Below are 20694 nucleotides of genomic sequence, written 5' to 3'. Positions count from 1 at the left end.
TTGCCGGCTATCTTCAAGGCAGAATCTACTCTTCTTCCTCAGCCGTACCGGCACTTTCAGCAAAGGCCTCCGTGTCCAAGCTCGGCAACTCAGACAGTGAACTTAAACCAAAGTGCACGAGAAACTGTTCCGTCGTTCCGAACAAGACCGGACGCCCTGGCCCGTCTTTACGTCCTACCTCTTTGACCAACCCTTTTTCAACCAAGGTTGCAACCGCCCGGTCAGACTGAACCCCGCGCAGAAAATCAATTTCCCCCCTGGTCGTGGGCTGTTTATAAGCGATAATGGAAAGAACCTCAAGGGCTGCCGCAGACAGACCCTGCGCAGGCTGTTTGTACAAGGCTTCAATATATGGCGCCAGTTCCGGCTTGGTGCCAAGCTTAAAGCCATCATTGATCCGGATAAGGGCCAGCCCATGTTCTGAAGCTTTATACTTCTGTTCTAATTCCTGAACCAGTTCAGCCGCCTCATGAGGCGCTAAATCCACAAGTTCGGCCAAGGTTTCTATGGTTAAAGGATCTTTGGCCACGAACAATAGAGCTTCCAATGCCGCCATTTCTTTCTCGCGAAAGAGCATCCTACATACTCCAATCTACTTGCTATTTACTATTATCCTCATCCAGATCCTGCAAGGCCGTTTCTGTTGGAAAAACGGTGATCTCACTCCGTACCGAAGGTTGCTCCGCCCGGATTTTCCCTGCTTTTAAGAGCTCAAGCACCGATAAGAAGGCCATCACGATCTCCAGACGGGAATTAAAACGTAAAAGCTCCTGAAAACGAATCCCTTTGGCATGAAGGACAACGCGCCGGAGCACATCCTGGGCCATTTCCTCAATGGTGATTGCCTCCGGAGCGATGCGCTGGATTTCCTCACCCTGCTCTGCCCGCTCGAACACGCGTCTGAAAGCTTCTAACAAATCTCCAAACCCCACTTCGGTCAGGGGATCTTCTTTTGAGGAAAAGGATGAGATGATCTCTTCCACATCGATTTCCCGAAAGTAAGGGTGTCCGGAGGCTGACTCATACGAGGCTAGGACCTCAGCAGCCTGCTTAAACGAGCGGTAAGCCAGCAGTCTTTCCAGCAGCTCCCGCCTGGGATCTTCTTCCTCTGTTTCTTCTTTTTCAGGTTTAGGTTTGGGAAGAAGATATAAGGATTTGAGGTACAAAAGCTGGGCAGCTAAGACCAGAAATTCACTGGTCACTTCCATATCCAAATTTTCCATTTCCCGTACCACCTCCACAAACTGGTCGGCAATACGGGCAATGGGGATATCCCATATATCTACTTTTTCCTGCTGAATCAAGTGCAAGAGCAAATCCAAAGGTCCTTGAAAAGCAGGGAGTTCTACATATGGCAGGCGGTGTCCCTCTTCCATTATACACCCATCGCTTGGCGAACTTCCTTCATAGTCTCCTGCGCAGTCACCCGCGCTTTTTCCGCTCCTTCTTGTAAGACTTTGTCCACGCGTTTTCCGTCAGCCCAATAAAGACGCCTTTCCCTGATGGGAGCCAGAAGTTTATCCAAGTTCGCCGCTAAATTCTTCTTGCACGCAACACACCCGATTTTCCCCCCGCGGCAATTCTCCCGGACTTCCTCAATTTCCGGAGTGTATATCTCATGGAACTTGTGCACGATGCACACTTCCGGATGCCCCGGGTCATCCTTGCGCAGGCGGGCCGGATCGGTAATCATTTGCTGCACCCGCGTCCAAATCTCTTCCGGGGAGGCGGCCAAAGAAATCGCATTGTTATAGCTTTTACTCATCTTGCGCCCGTCCACTCCCGGAAGGAGCGGGACTTTGCCGATTAAAGCCTTCGGTTCCGGGAAAACCGGCTCATACATATAGTTGAACCTGCGGGCGACCTCCCGGGTCAGCTCCACATGCGGAATCTGGTCCTCCCCGACCGGCACTGCGTCCGCTTTATATATCAAAATATCGGCAGCCTGGAGCAGAGGGTAACCCAGGAAACCATAGGTGGAAATATCTTTTCCTTCCTGGCCCAGTTGCTGGATTTGGTCCTTGTACGTGGGCACGCGTTCCAGCCAGGATAAGGGAGTAAACATGGAAAAAAGCAAGTGAAGCTCCGCATGTTCGAGCACGTGTGATTGAATAAAGACCGCACTTTGTTCCGGGTCAATCCCGACACTAAGCCAGTCAAGCGCAATCTCCCTCCGCAAAGCCGGCAAATCCAAGGCATCGGCATAACCCGTCGTCAAGGCATGCCAATCCGCAATCGCAAAATAACTTTCGTACTGGGCTTGCAGGGCAACCCAGTTTTGAATCACACTCAAATGTCCGATGTGCAAAGAGCCTGTCGGCCGCATTCCGCTGAGTATTCTTGGCATGGAAATTCACTTCCTTTATTTTAATAACGGCGATAGAATAAGCACCGTGACCGTTTGATAGAGGTTAAAGAGAAACATAACCGCAGGGCTGATAATCCTTCCCAGGACATTGGTAAACAAGAAGAAGATTAGAATGAACATCCCATATTGTTTGATGGCCCAAAAATGTCCGGCAAAGCGGCTGGGCAGTATGCCGCCGACCACAGAAAATCCGTCCAAAGGCGGGATCGGAATTAGATTAAAAACCCCGAGCCCCAAGTTCATAAATACGATTGCCATAAAGACTTCAGATATCACCGGGGCCCAGCTCGTACCATACAACCAGTGGAGGGTCAGAACCCACAATAGCATACTGACAAATGCAATCAGCAAATTCATAACCGGCCCTGCTAAAGCTACGAGCATCTCGCTCCGGAGCGGATTGCCGCGAAAGTTGTTGGGATTGATCAGTACTGGCTTAGCCCAGCCAAAGCGGTAAAAAAGGGCCATCAGAGTTCCGAAAATATCCAGATGCGCCACCGGGTTGAGAGTGAGCCTCCCGGTCAGACGGGGCGTGGGATCGCCTAAACGGTCAGCCATCCAGGCATGGGCAAATTCATGAAAGGCAAACCCGATCAAAAGCGCGGGAACATTCGCAATCAAACTTGGAAGGTCAAAATTGAACAAATTCACTCCATTCCTTTCCTGTGGAATTCTTAAAGCGAATTCCGGTCAGATCCCGATTCTTCTATACTAACATTCAGCGGGGGTTGAATCCCCCTCTGAATGAAGTCTCCTTCAATAGCTTGGCCACATAATTCTGTTCCTCTGCCGGAGTTTTAATCTTTCCTTCAAGCCATGCCCGGCGGACACGCTGAAGCATTTTCCCGACAGCCGGTCCTTCTTTGACCCCCAGGGAAAGCAGAGCATGACCATCAAGATTCATCTTTAAGTTCGCTAACGCATGCTTATAACCCTGCAAAGCGGTTCTTAGTTCTTGGTCAAGTTCCAGCAAATCCACCAGCCAGGACGGAGTATGTGACAGTTTAACATCCATTTCGCTTAAAGTGAGCGGCCCCTTCTTTAATTCAGAGCGCAAGCGTGCGTACTCCAGGGTACGGGCACGTATTTCCCGGCTTAGGCGTAATCTTCCGAGGACATGCTCAATCTCTGCCTGGTTCATTTTGCTTAAAGTTTTGAGCCAATGACAGATCGTTTTAACGTTCCCAACTTTCTCGCTTTTACCTTCTATCTTAGTAGTTATTTCTTCTTCAGTCAGCTCTGAGTTATTTTCTTTGTCAGTATTCCAGGGCAGCTTCCTCTCAAACCAGGCATCCAAAACTTTCGATTCCTGAAGAACCCTTACAATCCCGGTATAGTTCTCTTCCTGAAAAATAAGCATAAATTCATCCGTAAACCGCTCCATGCTAAGCTTTTGCAGGACACCGGCGTCTAAGGCCGTGTGCACGGCATCCACTGTTTCTTTAGCGAGCTTAAAGCCATAGCGGCCGCCAAAACGATGGGCACGCAGCATACGCGTGGGATCGTCGATAAAGCTCAAGTTGTGCAAGAGCCGGATTTCCCCTTGCTGCAAATCGCGCAAGCCGCCATAATAATCTATTAACTCTCCGTAACGTTCTCCACTTAAAGCAATGGCCATGGAATTAATCGTAAAATCACGGCGGAATAAATCATCCCTGAGGCACGACTCTTCTACCTGAGGCAGTGCACCCGGGAAAGCATAATACTCCCAGCGCGTGCTGGCAACATCCAAATGTGTTCCGTCCGCAAAGGAAATGCGCGCCGTTCCGAATTCCGAATGCAGGGTCAGCTCTCCTTGCGGCAAGCGCCGCAGAAGCGCCCGGGCGAAGCGCAGGCCGCTGCCTTCGACCACAAAATCCAGATCCTGGCTGGGTCTGAGTAATAAAAGATCGCGCACAAACCCGCCTACCAGATAGACGGAACACTCTTGCTCCTGCGCTACCTCGCGCACCAGTCCGATGATAGCAGTCAATGTCGCCGGCAGCCGTTCGAAAAGAGCCATAATATCTTCACGCATGGCCTGGCTGCGCTGGCGGGCTAAAGCAGATTCAATCGGGACGGCACTGCCGTGGATAATGCGCAAGACATCCGAACGCGAGACGATCCCAACCACTTTCCCATGATCTACGACCGGAACCCGCCCGATGTCATGCTGAACCATTAATCTCTGGATTTCCTCCAAGGGGGTACTCGGATGCACGCTGATGACGTCCGAGGTCATAAATCCTTTAACCGGAGCATGTTCCAGTCCGTGCTGCAAGGCCTTTTCCACATCCCGGCGCGAGATAATACCAATCACTTTGCGTTCCTGATCTACAACCGGAACACCGGTATGCCCGTATTTGAGCAGGATCTGCTCCACATCCGCCAGCTTGGTCTCGGCCGCGACAGCCTTTACCGGAAAACTCATCATATCCCCGGCCATATACGGGCGGCGCACCCGGCTCCGAATCTCGGAGCGCAGCCGCTCCAAGACACTTTCGGCATCCATCCCTTTTAACGTAGCAGACGCAGCCTTGGGATGTCCGGAACCGCCAAAGACCTGCACGATTTCATGGACTGCCAACCCTTTGCCGCGCGAACGGGCAACCAGATAGAGCCGGTTTTCCATCTGTACCAGTAAAAACCAGGTGTCAGCTCCCTCCAGCTCTCCCACCCGATGGGCAATGAGCGCCAGCCCTCCGATATATTCCTCGCTCCTGGCTTGTGCAATGTAGACCGAAACCCCGTCAAATATTTCCGTCCGCCCCTGATCGAGCAGTTGTTGCAAAAGCTCCTTTTGTTCCTCTGATAAGCCCTTCCGCAGCAGCTCCGCGATCACGCTTAAATTAGCGCCTTGCTCGAGTAAATAAGCGACAGCCCGGACATCACGCACCGTAGTGTTTTCAAAGAGCAGGCTCCCTGTATCATCATAGATCCCCAAAGCCATTAAAGTCGCTTCAAACGCGCTTAACGGAAGACGCAAACCCGACAAGCGCTCAATCAGTAAGGTGGTGCAGGCTCCCACCGGCTCAATCACCCAACCCGGCTGGAGAGTGCCGTTATAGGGATGATGATCAAACACTTCCAGCTCAATTCCAGGCAGGCGGGCAACCTTATCTCCCAGGCCCCCGGCGCGCTTCAGGTCATGCGTATCAACCAGCACTACCCGTGTCACTTCATCCAAATTCACATTTTGCGCCCGCCTGAAAGGAAGCCGGTCCTTGGCTAAGGCTAAGAAGTCCTGGACATATGGGTTTGATTTTCCGTCCATGACAAAAAAACTGTTTGGATAAAGTTTTTGGGCAGCCACCAGTGACGCTAAGGCATCAAAATCCAGTTGGCGGTGGGAAAGAATGATATCCATAGACCCGTCCTTAAAGCATTTCTTAATATTATATCATGAAACAGCAGCTCACCCAAACGCATCAACGACGAAAGCGCCCCCGCTTGATGCAGAAGCGCTTTACCATTTTTTAGTATGATTACATGGCCTCGTTAATTTCTTCAGTCGCTTGGTCAATTTGCTCTTGAGTTAAGCCCCTTTTCAAAAGGTTAAAATTAATGGCATCCGACCAGAAAGCAGATTTCGCAGCCATTTTTTTGAAGGCCTTGGCCTTATTCTTATCCTGTTTGGAACGGGCATCAGCATTGGCTTGCACAATGGAACAGATATAACGCGCTTTAATCAAAGCATCCTGTTCCAGACTCTGAAAATTGGTGTTGAGTTCATCAATCAGCCGGCGGTAGTATTCCGAGAATTCTTCAAACGGCAACTCTTGGTCCATATGTAAGTATTCCTTTAATTTCTCAAACAGCGTATCCATATGCCCTCCTGTAAATTCAAACAATCGGAGATATTATACCCCGGTTTTAATTCGACCGCAAGGCTTACTTCAGCCATTTCTGTTTCCAGAAGTACCAAAAAGCTAAAGCCGCGATTACTAAGCTAAGAGTATAGAAAACAGGGAGGCCATAAGCTTTATGAATCAAGGGCATGTTTTCGAAATTCATCCCGAAAAAACTGGTGAGCAGATTGATCGGCAATAGAATCGTGGCCATAAGGGTTAAAAGCTTCATAATATCATTCGAACGGTTGTCAACTGCCGCTTGATAGGCTTCCCGTAAGTTTTCAACCAAGTCATGCATTTGGCGGACATCATCTAATTCTCTCTGGGTATCAGCCACAAGATCCTTCCACAGCGCCGGCCCCGCCGACTTCTGAAATTCGGACAGCCTGCTGAAAACGGAGAGATGAGAATTCAGAGATTTTTTAAGCCGGAGAACCTTGCGGTGCAAATGAATAATTCTTTCTTGCTGCCACCTGCGCGCGCCTTTTAAGATCTCCACTTCCACATGATCCATCCCTTGCTCTAATTGTTCAAGCCAAGCCTGATGATGCCCTAATACGAAATAACCAAGGTTCAGCGCTAAATCAAGAGGCTCATTTAGCAAGCCGCGTTCGGCCCAAGCAGCAAGCAGTTCAGGCTTAATTTCACCCCAACCCATAAGCACAAACGCGTCTTTGGTGATAAAAAAACGCATCTTATGTTCTTGGCCTTTGTTATTAAGATCGTTAAATAAAACAAAATGAAGATTAGGCCCGATATGTTCAAAAAGCGGGCTGCGCCCCTCCTTACTCTCCCATTCCTTACTAAATTTTATTTCCGAACCGAATATTCGGGATGAGTGCGTCTTTAATTCCGGAGCTTCCGCCACGACCAAGCGGAAACAATCTTGGGCGCAGCCTTCTTGCAGGTGAGCGCCCATTTTTTTTAATCCATTAGTATGTATCAGAAACTCTTCCATCAATTATCCCTTCCCGGCTTGAGAGGGGGCCAGAACCTCCACTTCAACGATAATGCCGTCTTCAACCTGCTGAAGTTTCAAATTCTCGGAATCAAGCTTTTTGTTGCCCAACTCTGCCTTTTCAAATCCAGTCTCTTCTGAGCGGGCCTTCTCTAATTCAGTCTTCTCGGGTCTAATCTTTTCCTGCTTAATATTCGCCTTCTGGGGTTCTTTCTCCTTTAATGCTATATTATCAGTTAGAACAACTTCCGCCTTTTCGCTATTAATCCCCTGAGCGATTTGACTTTCTACTTTATGCGAAAAAATATTCACCGTTTTCCCGGATTCAAAAAAATTACGGGCCACTTCTTTTGTTTCCTGCGTATTAACCTTCCAATAACTTATTCCTTCCTCTGTTACAAAATTTCCCGGCAAGGTCTGAGAAATAACAGTTGCCTTATTAAGACGCACCATCACATTGGCCAGAGTGAGCATTTCCTTGAAATCCAAATCCGTCTTGATTGAGCTGACTATTTGAGGAATAAGCACCGGTAATTTGGGCAAGGTCTTTAACTGAAGCAGTTCCTGAGCGGCCGCCTTTAAGACAGCCTGCTGGCGGACAGTACGTGAGATATCTGCCAAAGCATCATGACGAAAACGGGCATATTGTAAGGCTTGGTCTCCATTTAGACGCTGCGTTCCTTGTTTAAGATTAATGATTCCGTCTTCCGCATCCCCGGTGATATAGTACATGTCTTTCTCAACCGTAAGGGTAACCCCCCCCAGGGTGTCAATCGTTTTCTTGAATCCTGCGAAATCGGTCAATAAATAGCCATCCAGCTTCAGGCCCAATAAATTTTCCACCATCTTCTTCGTGCTTGCCAGACCTGAACCACCCCTGGCTGCCATATTAATTTTTCCCGTTCCGTACTTCGGCAGCTCTACTTGAGTATCCCTCGGTATTGACAAGAGTCCGATTTGGCCCTTCTGGGGATTAACCTGAGCCACCACAAGCGTATCGGTATTGCTAATAGAAGGTTCTCCCGGCCTGATATCTACACCCACCAGAAGCACTGTCAAAGGGCTCACCGAGCCAGGGACCGGGAGCTCCGGTTCGGCTTCCGGTTCATCTTTAATTTCCCCGGTCTCTGAATTTTGGACCAACGGTTCGGGCAACGGTGACCGGAAATCTAAAAGGGACGTCAAATTTAGGAAATAACTTAATGCTATGAGCAATCCCAGTGCAATCAAACTTAAGATTATAGCTCGTTTTCGCATTTTTGACCAAACGGGAATACCCTCTCTTTTCCTTTTCATACCAAAGCGCCCTCACTCTTTTTTCTTGTCCAACTAAGTTATAGCATCGACAAGAAAGAGATAATTATGCTTTGGTATCTTAATTTTTGTAAGAATAAAACCGGCCGTGAAACTACGGCCGGCAAGTAGATATGCGCAAATTCTTTCTCTAAAAATAAAAGATCAGCAAATAAATCATAGATATGGCTACTGAAACGATCATCATTGGGAATGCCAGCTTCATAAATTTAACAAAGCTTATGGCGTACCCGTTTTTCTCAGCCAGGCCGGCGACAATGACATTAGCCGAGGCACCGATAATGGTGCCGTTTCCGCCTAGGCAGGCTCCAAGAGAAAGTGCCCACCATAAAGGTTCCAAAGCCTGGGGGGTAAGCCCTCCCAAGTTCCCCATCTGGTGAATCAAAGGAATCATGGTTGCCACAAAGGGAATGTTATCCACAAAGGCTGAGGCAATGGCTGAAAGCCAGAGAATGAGCATTCCGGTAAATACAAAATTTCCGGCGGTGACATTCAAAGCCCACTGAGCCAGCTTATTGATCAGCCCAGTCTCCACCAGCCCACCGACGACGATAAATAAACCTAGGAAGAAAAAGATCGAAGGCCACTCCACGGCCAATAAGATATCTTCTGGTTCTTCCCGTGCGATAAACATCAGGAGTGCCGCTCCGGACAAGGCAATGGTGGCGGATTCAAGATGCAAGGACTGGTGCAGGACAAATCCGGTAATAATCAAGGCTAAAACAACCAGACTTTTTTTAAGAAGTCCATAATCTTTAATCTCGTCGCGCGGGTTGACATTGGTTACTTTGCGTTTTACCTCATCCGAAACCTGAAGCTTATGACGGTAGAGAAAATAGAAAATCAGCATAGTTACGATATGAATGACGATGATCACCGGAGTCAAGTTCGTAATAAAATCAAGAAAGCCCAGATGTGTCTGGCTTCCAATCATAATGTTGGGTGGATCGCCGATTAGGGTCGCCGTACCTCCGATATTACTGGCTAAGACTTGACTCAATAAAAAAGGAATTGGATTGAGGCCAAGGCTGTCGGCAATGGTAAAAGTAATGGGTACAATCAATAATACGGTCGTTACATTGTCCAGAAAGGCGGATAAGATCGCCGTCACCGTCGCTAAAGCAATCAGGATCCGGATCGGTTCCCCTTTGGCGATACGGACAGCTTTTAAGGCTAAGTATTGGAAGACCCCGGTGCGCCGGGTGATTCCTACCACGATCATCATGCCGATAAGAAGTCCTAGTGTGTTCCAATCGATGTGCTCAATTGCCTTTTCTTGGTCAAGAACCCCGGCTAAAATGAGGATCATGCCGCCAAGCAAGGCTGCGATCGCACGGTGAACTTTCTCTGAAATGATCAAGACATAAGTGAGGATGAAAATAGCGAGAGCAATAGTGGCCTGCACAGAAAATCACTCCTCCAATGTAATGGCTCCAAAAGATACGGCCCCCTTCACCGTTCTTCGGAGAGTGCGATTCATTTGCGCACACAATGAAAGGGTGGTTCTACCACCCCTAATCTTGTCTCCCATTATATTACATCATTCGTGTCCTTTTGTGAAGTACCACGAAACTTTTTACATCAACCCGACTAATTTAGGCAGGGTTAAGACTCCGATCAGGATTATGAAATAAGCGAAAAAGTCCAACCAAAATCCGGTTTTTATCATTTTTGTAACCGGCACTAGGCCTGAACCGTAGACAATGGCATTGGGCGGCGTGGACACAGGCAGCATAAAGGCCATGCTGGCGGCCAAAGTTGCCCCGAGTGCCGGTGGAATCGGGCTTACTTGGGCCTGGGTTGCAATCGCGATGACAATGGGTACGACCATGGTGGCCGCCGCTGTATTGGAAGTCGTTTCAGTCAGTAATACCGAAATGAAAATCGCAAGTGCAGTAATACTGATAAGGCTGTCTGCCCCGGTCAGGCTGACTAAGCCATTGCCTACGGCTTTGGCCAAGCCGGTTTTGAACATGAGATCCCCCAGCGCAATCCCTCCGCCGAAGAGTAAAAGCGTTCCCCAGTCAATATTCAGAGCCTGCTTGGCTGTGATGGTAAACTCCCGTTTTTTCCAGTTGGTCGGAAGCACGAACAGCAAGGAAGCGGCCAATAAGGCAACCACCGATTCCGGAAAAGTGCTGGCAAAATGCACATAATTCGGGCCTTTGGTACCCTCAATAATGGCGAGAATCCCAGGGTAAACCCAAAGCGCAACGGCTACCAAAAAAGCCAGCAAGGCGTTGATTTGCCCTCGGGTCCAAGAGCCCATGGCTTTTTTCTGTTCTGAGATATAGTCATTGCTGCCTGATGCATCTTTAGCCGGCGGCGGGGAAGTCCTGGAAATATAAAAGTAGAGGAAAATAAACATGATGATCATGATAGGTACTGTGACTTCCATCCATTGGACAAACGGAATCTTTACTTTAAGGATCTTTTCCATGCTTGCCAGGCCAATCAGATTCGGGGGAGAGCCAATCGGGGTGCCGATGCCGCCGATGCTGGCCGTGTAAGCTACCATTAGCATCATGCCGGTGCCGAATTTGCTCTTGCCCGCATCCTCCGCTTTGACGTTGGCGATTGCCCCCAAAACTCCGAGGCCGATCGGGTACATCATGGCAGCGGTGGCTGTATTTGAAAGCCACATTGACAAGAAGGTGATAATGGCGCCGAATGCAAAAAGAATTCGATAGGCATTTCCTTTTACCGCGCTTAAAGATAAAATTCCCAGTGCAAAGCGGCGGTCGAGACCTTGCACCGCCATCGCTTCAGCCAGGATAAACCCGCCGAGAAACAACATAATCGTAGGATCAGCAAAGGCAGCAAAAGCCTCTTTGGCTGTAGTCACTCCGAAAATGACAGTTAAGATAGGGCCAAGGATGGCTGCTATCGGAATCGGAACCGCTTCCGTTATCCATAAAGTAACAGTAAAGACAAAGATGGCGGCTAGATTATGGGCAGCAGGAGACAATCCCGCGATGGGCATATAATAAAATAACAAGAATAAGGCAGGAGCCAGAAAAAATCCCACTGTCTTACGGATGCGTTCAAACTTCTCTTCCCCGGCAGAAATCGTCTGTCCGGGGTGTGCTCCCGGGGCCACGTCAACTTTAGTTGCCATTTTCCTCTCTCCTCTTTCCTCTTTTCCAACTTCTCTTTTTCCAATTTGTGGATACATTTTCTACTTTGCCACGATTAAAATCCATACCTCCTTTTACATGATTATTTGCATTTTATGAATGCATCAAGTTTGGCATTATTCATTATTGCAAAATTTATGCCATTTGTAAATAATATATAAATATTTAGATAAAGCGGTCGAGAGTTAATGTACTCTAGCTGCATCGAGATTACGTTATAATTAAAAATTTAATGAATATATTCTAGTTTATAGAAATTATTTATAATTTTTCAGATAAAATTACAAAACATTAATACATTCAGATATGTAAAGAAAACTTGGCTTGTGCCACCAGAGATTTATGCTTTCTGATGGTACAAAAAAAGCGGGGTTGAATCCCGCTTTGGTACAGTATCTAATAACGTTTAGTTCAGTACTTCTTTAAGTAGTGGAATCAGGTCATCAAAACGCTCGAGCACGTGGGCTCCCGCCGCCTTTAGTTTAGCCATCTTTTGCGAAGGCTTGCCTGAACCGCCCGCAATCATGGCCCCCGCATGCCCGAATACTGTTCCCTCCGGCATGCTTTCCGTAAAGCGGCCCGCCACAAAGCTAAATAAAGGTTTGCTAAACTCTCCGGCCTGAATCAGTTCAGCCGCATCTTCTTCGAAACTGGTCCCGGGCTCGGAGAAGGTGACCACAGCCTCGGTTTCCGGGTCTGCCTGATAGAGCTTTAACAAGTCGCTGATACTTGTCCCAATAAGAGCGTCCCCGCCGATGCTTACCGAGGTGCTGACTCCATATCCTGCCCGCTTCACCATCCAGGATGTTTCGGCGGTCATGCCGCCGCTGCGGGAGATTACCCCCACTTTTCCCGGCACAAAACAGCGCTCGACCTTGTCTCCCCCGATGGCCCCGACTTTCACCCGGTCTTTCGGCGTGATCATCCCCACCGAATTGGGGCCGATGACCTGAACTCCGGCCTGTTTGGCCCGGGCCAGAAACTTAAGAGCGTCAGCCTGGGGCACGTTTTCTGTGGCAATAAGAATCAGTTTAACCCCGCAGGCAATGCTTTCCAGCACCGCATCATAGACAAAGGCCGGGGGAACGTAGACAACCGAGGTATTGATTTCGTGTACCTGTACGGCTTTTTTCAAAGTATCATACACCGGCACTCCGTGAACATCCTGCCCTTCCTTGCCCGGTGTGACTCCTGCTAAAATCATGGTCCCGTAGTCCAAGCTGTGCTTCGTAACCATGGCTGCTTCACGGCCGGTGATTCCCTGAATCGCAATGCGTGAATGTTTGTCTAATAAGATGGACATCCTTAGTTCCTCCCCTCGCCAGCCTCAGAAGCCTGTACTCTTTCTACAATCCGCTTGGCTGCTTCAGTAATCGTGGCATCATCCCCATAATACTCAATCCCTGCGGCTGTAAAGATTTCCCGGGCTGCTTCATCGTTTACCCCTGCTTCCCGCACTACCACCGGAAAGGTTGCCGGGTCTTTACCCAGGTCTTTCAAGGCCTGCACCACCCCTTTGGCCATAATGTCCACTTGGGTATTGTTCGTGATATTATGCGCGACAAACAGCCCTTTAACCCCCGGCTTCGAGAGAATACCCTTGGTAATGCCGTAAACCTTGCGTTCGGGCGGGTTGCCCCCAACTTCACTGTAATTGGCAGGCTTACCCCCAAAGGAGATAATCGCATCGAAGGAGAGCAGGCTGCCGCCCCCGCCGCCGCAGAGAAAGCCGATATTCCCGTCATCCATTTCCGTATACCGGGCTGTCCCCCGGTAAGGGTCGGCTTCATTGACCTCAACCATGGCTTTTTCTAATTCAGTGAGCGGACGCCAGGCCCTTTCACTTCCTAACTGCACCATATTGCTCAGCTCAGGATGGCGGTACATGGCACTGTCATCCACACTCATCACTGAGGCTGCGGCCATGACTTCCCCGCTTTCAGTCAGCACGAGCGGGTTAATCTCTAACAAGGTCGCATCTTTTTCACTGAAAACCCGATATAGCCTAACTAAAGCCTGGGTCGCCAAGGTTAGAGGTTTGCCGCTAAGGCCCAGTCCTGCCCAAATTTCCTTAGCTTCATATTCAGCCAGCCCAAAAAGAGGGTCAACATGTCTGGTGCAGACTTTTTCCGGTTTCTCCCGGCTTAATTCCTCTACATCCACGCCGCCCTCCAGGCTGGCGATGATGACCGGGGCTTGTTTGCCCTTGTCCACGGTAATGGACAGGTACCATTCCTGGGCAATAGCTATTTTCTCCTCCACCAACACTTTTTCCACCGGGAAATGCCTTACCGTCACGCTTAAAAGCTCACGCGCCAGGCTTTCCGCTTCTTCCCCGCTTTGCGCGAATTTAATAGCTCCGGCTTTTCCTCTTTTACCGACAGGAACAAGCGCCTTTAACACCACCGGGAAACCAAGCTTTTCACCCTTCTCCCGGGCTTCCTCAGGGGTATGGGCTACCGCACTTTTCGGTACGGCTACGCCATATTCCGCAATGAGTTGTTTGCTAAAATTCTCCAGGATTTTACCCATGGGGTTCTCCCTCCTCTACCATGCTAGTTATGCTTGCCCGTACTGGGCTAAGACTTGTTCGGCACGCTTGAGCACCGGTTCGTCCAGCATTTTTCCTTTCCACTGCACCGCTCCTTTGCCTTCGGCTTGGGCCTGGCGGTACACCTCAACAATTTGGCGGGCCTCTTCGATTTCTTCAGCAGGCGGAGTAAACATCTCGTTCACAATCCCGATTTGGGCCGGGTGGATGATGAGCTTGCCCTTAAAGCCTAAGAGCTTGCCAGCCAGGGTATCTTGGCGCAAGCCTTCTTCATCTTTGAGCGCCGGATACACGGTATCCACCGGCCCTTCCAAACGGGCGGCAGCAGATGCCCCCACCAGGCGGGCTCTGGCATAGGCCAAAGTTGAAGGATCTCCGGTGTAATTGAGTCCCAGATCAAGGGAATAATCCAGGGCGCCAAAGACCAAGCGTCTTACCCTTCTGCTGGCCCGGGCAATTTCCAAAGCCTGTTCCACTCCGGCAGCAGTTTCGATGAGAGGATAAATCCCGGTCTCATTGTCGGCACCGAGCAGCTGCGAGATGGTCCAGCACACTTTCTTGACATCGGTTGCAATTTCCGCTTTCGGCAGCATGACTCCATCCGGATTGAGCGGAAGCACGGCCAGCAAATCTTTTAGGGCCCAAGGGGAAGTAACGGCGTTGATGCGCACCAACACAGGTTTGATTCTTTCACCCTTTAGCAGGGTGGCAATATTGGTCCGGGCCTGATCTTTTTCAGACGGGGCCACCGCATCTTCCAAATCCAGTACAACGATATCCGCTGTTGAGGCCAGCGCTTTTTCAGCCTTCTTTACATCACTGGACGGGGCAAAGAGAAATGTTCGGCCGCGCATGCAATCATCCTTTCTATTTTCCAAACAATTTTTTAAGAGCGTAGGCGGATGTTTCCCGGTTGAGTTTGGCGATTGAGCGAGTTAGGGGTATCTCCTTGGGACAGGCTTTGGCGCAGTTTTGGGCATTGCCGCAGTCGGCGATGCCCCCTTCGCCCATTAAGGCTTCCAGGCGGGCCTCTTTCCGAAAGGCGCCGGTCGGGTGGGAATTCACAAGATCCACTTGAGCGATGGCTGCCGGTCCGATGAATTTGCTCTTGGAGTTAACATTCGGGCAGGCTTCCATGCAGCAGCCACAGGTCATGCACTTGGATAATTCATAAGCCGCTTCCTGCACGTTTTGGGAAATTTTCGGACCCGGACCCATGTCATAGGTGCCGTCAATATCGATCCAAGCCTTAACCTTGCGCAAGTTAGAGAACATGACTTGCCGGTCCACGACCAAGTCTCTCACGAGGGGGAATTTGGTCAGGGGAGCCAGGCGGATAGGCTGGGCCAGATTATCCACCAGAGCTGAGCAGGCCTGGCGGGCGGTGCCGTTGATAATCATGGTGCAGGCCCCGCACACTTCTTCCAGACAGTTGCATTCCCAAGCCACCGGAGTGGTTGCTTCTCCTTTGGCATTGACCGGATTCTTCTGGATCTCCATTAGGGCCGCAACCACATTCATTTTAGGGAAATACGGCACCTTGAATTCTTCCCAATAAGCGACTGCCTGCGGATTGTCACAGCGTTTAATGATAAACGTTATCTTTTTAGACATTGGCCATCGTCACCTCTTTTGCGACATCGTAACGACGCTGGCGTGGTTTGATATAAGCTGTGTCCACCGGTTCATAACTGAAGCTGGGGCCGTCAGGGGTAAATCCCGCTTTGGTGGTTTTAAGCCAGTTTTCATCATCCCGTTCCGGGAAATCCGGCTTATAGTGGGCACCCCGGCTTTCGTTGCGGTGCAAGGCTCCGAGCGTAATGACCCTGGCTAAATGGAGCATCGGCCAAAGCCTGCGCGTAAAGGGCACGATCTGGTTGCCCCAGGGGGCGCCGTTGCCAACCCCGATATTGTGATAGCGCTCGATCAGTTCCTGGATCTTCTCATCCGTGGCTTTCAGGCGGTCATTGTAGCGGACGACTGTGACATTCTCAAGCATCCATTCTCCTAATTCCTGGTGCAGCTTATAGGGATTCTCTTTTCCCTCCATCTTGAAGATAGCCGCATTTTGTTTTTCTTCCCTGGTCTTCGCCGCTTCGAAAAGACTTGGGGGCAAATCTTCGGAACGTTTACTTAAGCCTTCAGCATAGGCAATCGCTTTGGGCCCGGCAACCATTCCCGCATAAATCGCGGCTACTAAGGAATTGCCGCCCAGCCGGTTGGCCCCGTGGTATTGGTATTCACACTCCCCGGCGGCAAAGAGCCCCGGAATATTGGTCATCTGGTCATAGTCGACCCAGAGCCCGCCCATGGAATAATGCACGGCCGGGAAGGTCTGCATCGGCACTTTGCGCGGGTCATCCCCGACGAACTTCTCATAAATATCCACGACACCCGCCAGCTTGCGGTTAATCTCTTTCGGATCGAGATGGGAGATATCCAGATAGACCTTGTTTTCCCCGTCCACTCCCAGCTTCATATCCACACATACTTTGAAAATGGCCCGGGTGGCAATGTCCCGCGGCACCATATTTCCGTAGGCCGGATACCATTCTTCGAGGAAATACCAGGGTTTGCCGTCTTTGTAAACCCAGACCCGGCCCCCTTCTCCCCTGATCGACTCAGACATCAGGCGCAGTTTGTCCCGGCCCGGAATGGCGGAAGGGTGGACTTGAATGAATTCTCCATTGGCGTAAATTGCTCCCTGTTGATATAAGCCGGCTGCCGCCGATCCGGTATTAATGGTGGAGTTGGTGCTGCGCCCGAAAATCATGCCTAAGCCGCCGGTGGCCATGATCACTGCATCTGCAGGAAACACTTGCACTTCTAAATTCTTAAGGTCTTGCACTACAATCCCGCGGCAGCGTCCCTCGTCATCCTGCACAATGGACAGGAATTCCCATTCCTCGTAACGCCTGACCAGACCCGCATCTTCATAACGGCGCACCTGTTCATCCAAGGCGTAAATGAGCTGCTGTCCGGTTGTAGCCCCCGCAAAAACCGTACGGGAATACTTAGCCCCGCCCAGACGACGCACATCAATGAAACCTTCCGTGGTGCGGTTAAAGGTTACCCCCATGCGATCCATTAAATAAATAATGCTAGGGGCCGCTTCGATCATATTTTTAACCGGGGGTTGGTTTGCCAGAAAATCCCCGCCGTAAATCGTGTCATCAAAATGCTCCCAAGTGGAATCTCCCTCGCCCTTGGTATTAACCGCAGCATTAATTCCGCCCTGGGCGCATACGGAGTGTGAACGCTTGCAGGGAACCAGGGAAAACAAGTCGACCTTATGGCCGCTTTCCGCAATCTTAATCGCACTCATGAGCCCGGCCAAACCGCCCCCGACCACAATCACTTTGGTTGTCACAACTCCCCCTCCTTTTCTTGTTATTCGGAAATTTACTTTCTGAAATTTTCCTATTGATCTTTTACCTGTTTCATAAGAACGCGCACATTCGATTTACTTGAAAGCGAGGAGTGCATTAACTCCGACAACGGTTAAAACGACGAAAACTAAGGTGGATAAATAAGCCGCTTTTCTCTGGGCCCCTTCCCCAATCGTAATTCCCCAGCTGATCAGGAAAGACCAAAGTCCGTTGGCAAAATGCACAAACGTGGCAACCAGACCGATCAAATAGAGAACGATCACTGCAGGGTTGCTCAAAGCCTGCGCGACCACGTTAAAACTGATTTCACCGGATGAAAAACGCAAGATCAGGACATGCCAACCCACAAAAATGAGGGTGATAATGGCGGTGACCCGCTGAACATAAAAAAGCCAGTTCCGAAAATAGGAATACGCCAGGACATTGTTGCGCGTCAGATATACAACCCAAATCCCATAGAATGCGTGAAACAGGATAGGAGCAAAAATGATGATAACTTCCAAGGCCCAGAGGTAAGGGATGCTGTGAAGTAGTGCAACCCCTTGGTTAAAGGCCTTTTCTCCTTTAACCGCTAAAGAATTGATGAACATATGCTCCAACAGAAAAATTCCAATCGGGAAAATACCGGATAACGAGTGCAGTTTGCGCCATAAAAACGAATTTGTCACTGCTAAAACCTCCTCTCTTGCTTATATTCGCGTTAAAATTTAGGTTCTATTTTAAGTACTATTTGTAAACTCACTTTACTAATTTCGACTTTTGACTGCTTATTTGGTATCTTAAATCGCGAATGCTTTTTGAAGCATTTCGGATAGATTCGTCACTTTCTCCAGCTCATTCACAGCATTTATGATGTTTTCTACACCTGATAGGGAGAACTTAAACTGAGCCAACCCCCTGAATTTATCCACCAATTGTTCGTGGGTGACAGGATTTTCCGGATCTCCCTGAGGATAATCCGTTCTCCCTGCAAAGGTAGTTCCTGCTGTATCTGTTATTTCGACTACTGCAGGCCATTTCTCCGGGTAAAGAGCCGTAATCTCAGCATCCTCCACCAGTTCTACCTTCGAAAGAAGGGATTGGATCACAGGGTTATTCAGATTCTCCGGACTAAACTCATATAAACCAGCTTTTCTGGCGGTTGCAGCGAGGGAGACACAGAAAGGCAGACTGAATTTTGCTGCATATAGGGAATCCGGGGCAAAATTACCTGTGATGTCAATGGCAATCGGGTAGGTCTTAACCACAATCTTAGCAATTTGTTCCGGCTTGAGGTGATGTTGTTTTACTATGTCCAGGACAACATCAATCGCATGGTGGGTATGACGGCAGGATGCATGGATTTTATAACAGTTCTCAACGATCTTATACCCCCGGCCGAGGCCCGAGGTGATTTTATCCAAGTCATATTCCGCAGCCGTGGCCCGGATAAACCCTTTTTCCCCCTCAAGGATCTTCTTCGCGGCCGTGAATCCTTTCTGCGCCAATAGCGCGGACAGCAGACCGTTAAGGCACGATTTTCCCGGATGCAGGTGCTTGCTCATAGCCCCATCAGCCAGAAACTCCCACAAGCCCGCAGCCTGAGTCCCGGCACTCCCCAAGGCATCAGTCATTTGTTCCTCATTCAGGCTCAGGATTTTACCCGCAGCTGCCGCCGCTCCATAAGTACCGACGGTACCGGTGGTATGCCAGTAATAGTAATGCGCCGGGGTCACGGCTTCCCCGATGCGGATCGCTACCTCATACCCGACCACGATTCCCTCAATTAAGCCCTTGCCCGTGGCCCCGGCCTTCTCAGCCGCAGCCAGCGCTGCCGGAATAATCGCAGCCCCTGCGTGGATAATCGAAGCTTTATGGACATCATCAAGCTCCACGATGTGAGAGATCGCGCCATTAACCAGCGCCGCTAAAATGCTCGAGGTTTTTTTGCCCGTGCTTAATACCGTGGCTTCGGGATTTCCTCCCAATTCCTCAACAACCTGAAGCATGATCTGCCCCGGCACCTTTTCCGCCCCCGCCGCCGCCGAGCCTATCCAGTCAAGGAATGCGTCCTTGGCGGCCTGGATCACTTCCGGCGGGAAATCATCATAGCGGGCATTGACTGCAAAGCGGGCTAACTCTTGTGAGATCGTCACACTCATTCCTCCCCTCAATAGGTCACACTATTTTGAATTTGCAATTTGCGTGCCAACTTCATTTTAGGCGTTATTATCCATAAAAATTTATTTTAGTCCCGGCTTTCGAGTTTTAATGTTAAATATATGAACAAGTATCATTTGTTTTGTTCACTATCTGAACAGTAATCCGCTTTGCTCGATGAAGTTTATCTGAATAAAACCGTGTGGATATTATCCACACGGTTTTATTGGGGGTAAAGAAATCATGAAGCTTGATCTTTAGTGGATGCCGCCCCTAAATAGACATTGCGAATGTCATGTGTATTAATACTGCTGGTCGGACCCTCCATAACCACTTTTCCATTAGCCAAAATAAACGCATAACTCGCTGCGCTAAGGGCCAAACTTGCATTCTGCTCTACCACTAGAATCGTGGTTCCTTGTTCCTCATTTATCTTCTTTAAGATTTCAAACACATTTTCAGCAACCAAAGGCGCTAATCCCAGGGATGGTTCATCAAGCAGGAGCAGTTTGGGTTTAGTCATAAGAGCCCTGCCAATAGCCAACATTTGTTGCTCCCCGCCGCTAAGGTAGCCCGCCGTTTGGTTTCTCCGCTCCTTAAGCACCGGGAAGTAACGGTAAATTACTTCATAAGCTTCTTTTCTCTCGTTTCGTTTTACATTCCCGATTAAGGTTCCCATTTTCAGATTCTCTTCAACCGTAAGGTTTTTGCATATCTCCCTTCCTTCCATAACTTGGCAGATTCCGCTTTTTGCTAAGGAGACGGTAGGCTTTCCAAGAGTTGACATTTGCTCAAACATAATATCCCCTTCAGCCACTCTGCCGTTTTCCAAAGATAGAAGGCCTGAGATTGCTTTAAGGGTTGTACTCTTACCGGAGCCGTTCGCACCGAGAAGGGTTACAATACTGCCTTCATCTACTTTTAAGCTAACCCCTCGCAAAGCCAGTATTACTTGATTATAAAAGACCTTAATATTTTTCACTTCAAGTAATGTTTTCATTGATCTCC

The 20694-nt window shown here is 49.3% G+C and carries 18 protein-coding genes; all 18 read right to left on the bottom strand.

Annotation, left to right across the window (positions count from 1 at the left end; translation table 11 throughout):
* Nucleotides 1-25: 25 nt before the first annotated feature.
* The 18 genes from scpB to J0X21_RS15030 all read right to left on the bottom strand — a co-directional run bounded on the left by scpB (nucleotide 26) and on the right by J0X21_RS15030 (nucleotide 20686).
* Entirely contained in the window at nucleotides 26-577 is a 552-nt protein-coding gene (scpB, locus tag J0X21_RS15115; protein ID WP_206813047.1) for an SMC-Scp complex subunit ScpB, read from the bottom strand.
* Between the two features lie 22 nt (nucleotides 578-599).
* Nucleotides 600-1376 (bottom strand): segregation and condensation protein A, encoded by a 777-nt coding sequence (locus J0X21_RS15110; protein WP_206813046.1) that lies wholly within the window; start codon nucleotides 1374-1376, stop codon nucleotides 600-602.
* On the bottom strand, nucleotides 1376-2347 hold the full coding sequence (gene trpS / locus J0X21_RS15105; RefSeq protein WP_206813045.1) for a tryptophan--tRNA ligase: 972 nt from the start codon (nucleotides 2345-2347) through the stop codon (nucleotides 1376-1378). The genes J0X21_RS15110 and trpS overlap by 1 nt, the downstream gene beginning before the upstream one ends.
* 15 nt (nucleotides 2348-2362) lie before the next feature.
* Nucleotides 2363-3013, bottom strand: a complete 651-nt coding sequence (locus J0X21_RS15100) for a site-2 protease family protein (protein ID WP_206813111.1) — start codon at nucleotides 3011-3013, stop codon at nucleotides 2363-2365.
* A gap of 73 nt (nucleotides 3014-3086) precedes the next feature.
* The gene (locus J0X21_RS15095; protein WP_206813044.1) at nucleotides 3087-5714 is read right to left on the bottom strand and encodes a CBS domain-containing protein; all 2628 of its coding nucleotides are present in this window, start codon (nucleotides 5712-5714) and stop codon (nucleotides 3087-3089) included.
* A gap of 118 nt (nucleotides 5715-5832) precedes the next feature.
* A complete protein-coding gene (locus J0X21_RS15090) occupies nucleotides 5833-6174 on the bottom strand; it encodes a hypothetical protein (RefSeq protein WP_206813043.1) in 342 nt (113 codons plus the stop codon).
* Nucleotides 6175-6238: 64 nt separating this feature from the next.
* Nucleotides 6239-7156 carry a magnesium transporter CorA family protein gene (locus J0X21_RS15085; protein ID WP_206813042.1) on the bottom strand — a complete coding sequence of 306 codons (918 nt, stop codon included), beginning with the start codon at nucleotides 7154-7156 and terminating at the stop codon, nucleotides 6239-6241.
* Nucleotides 7157-7159: 3 nt separating this feature from the next.
* On the bottom strand, nucleotides 7160-8452 hold the full coding sequence (locus tag J0X21_RS15080) for an LCP family protein (protein WP_206813041.1): 1293 nt from the start codon (nucleotides 8450-8452) through the stop codon (nucleotides 7160-7162).
* Between the two features lie 148 nt (nucleotides 8453-8600).
* A complete protein-coding gene (locus J0X21_RS15075) occupies nucleotides 8601-9875 on the bottom strand; it encodes an ArsB/NhaD family transporter (protein WP_206813040.1) in 1275 nt (424 codons plus the stop codon).
* Between the two features lie 171 nt (nucleotides 9876-10046).
* The gene (locus J0X21_RS15070; protein ID WP_206813039.1) at nucleotides 10047-11588 is read right to left on the bottom strand and encodes an SLC13 family permease; all 1542 of its coding nucleotides are present in this window, start codon (nucleotides 11586-11588) and stop codon (nucleotides 10047-10049) included.
* A 425-nt stretch (nucleotides 11589-12013) separates the two neighbouring features.
* Entirely contained in the window at nucleotides 12014-12910 is an 897-nt protein-coding gene (locus J0X21_RS15065) for a succinate--CoA ligase subunit alpha (protein WP_206813038.1), read from the bottom strand.
* Nucleotides 12911-12912: 2 nt separating this feature from the next.
* Nucleotides 12913-14139, bottom strand: a complete 1227-nt coding sequence (locus J0X21_RS15060; protein ID WP_206813037.1) for a succinate--CoA ligase subunit beta — start codon at nucleotides 14137-14139, stop codon at nucleotides 12913-12915.
* Between the two features lie 27 nt (nucleotides 14140-14166).
* Complete coding sequence (locus J0X21_RS15055; protein WP_206813036.1) at nucleotides 14167-15012, bottom strand: HpcH/HpaI aldolase/citrate lyase family protein; 846 nt, start codon at nucleotides 15010-15012, stop codon at nucleotides 14167-14169.
* Nucleotides 15013-15025: 13 nt separating this feature from the next.
* On the bottom strand, nucleotides 15026-15772 hold the full coding sequence (gene sdhB, locus J0X21_RS15050; protein ID WP_206813035.1) for a succinate dehydrogenase iron-sulfur subunit: 747 nt from the start codon (nucleotides 15770-15772) through the stop codon (nucleotides 15026-15028).
* Nucleotides 15765-17483 (bottom strand): succinate dehydrogenase flavoprotein subunit, encoded by a 1719-nt coding sequence (sdhA, locus tag J0X21_RS15045; protein WP_209011456.1) that lies wholly within the window; start codon nucleotides 17481-17483, stop codon nucleotides 15765-15767. Before sdhA ends, sdhB begins: the two co-directional genes overlap by 8 nt.
* Before the next feature lie 138 nt (nucleotides 17484-17621).
* On the bottom strand, nucleotides 17622-18215 hold the full coding sequence (locus J0X21_RS15040) for a succinate dehydrogenase (RefSeq protein WP_206813033.1): 594 nt from the start codon (nucleotides 18213-18215) through the stop codon (nucleotides 17622-17624).
* Between the two features lie 111 nt (nucleotides 18216-18326).
* A complete protein-coding gene (locus tag J0X21_RS15035; RefSeq protein ID WP_206813032.1) occupies nucleotides 18327-19682 on the bottom strand; it encodes an MmgE/PrpD family protein in 1356 nt (451 codons plus the stop codon).
* Nucleotides 19683-19927: 245 nt separating this feature from the next.
* On the bottom strand, nucleotides 19928-20686 hold the full coding sequence (locus J0X21_RS15030; RefSeq protein ID WP_206813031.1) for an ABC transporter ATP-binding protein: 759 nt from the start codon (nucleotides 20684-20686) through the stop codon (nucleotides 19928-19930).
* Nucleotides 20687-20694: the final 8 nt, after the last annotated feature.

Source organism: Paradesulfitobacterium ferrireducens, assembly GCF_017310645.1.
Classification (GTDB): domain Bacteria; phylum Bacillota; class Desulfitobacteriia; order Desulfitobacteriales; family Desulfitobacteriaceae; genus Paradesulfitobacterium; species Paradesulfitobacterium ferrireducens.
Note: the sequence above shows the minus strand (reverse complement) of the source record. Positions and strands in the feature narration are given on the sequence as shown.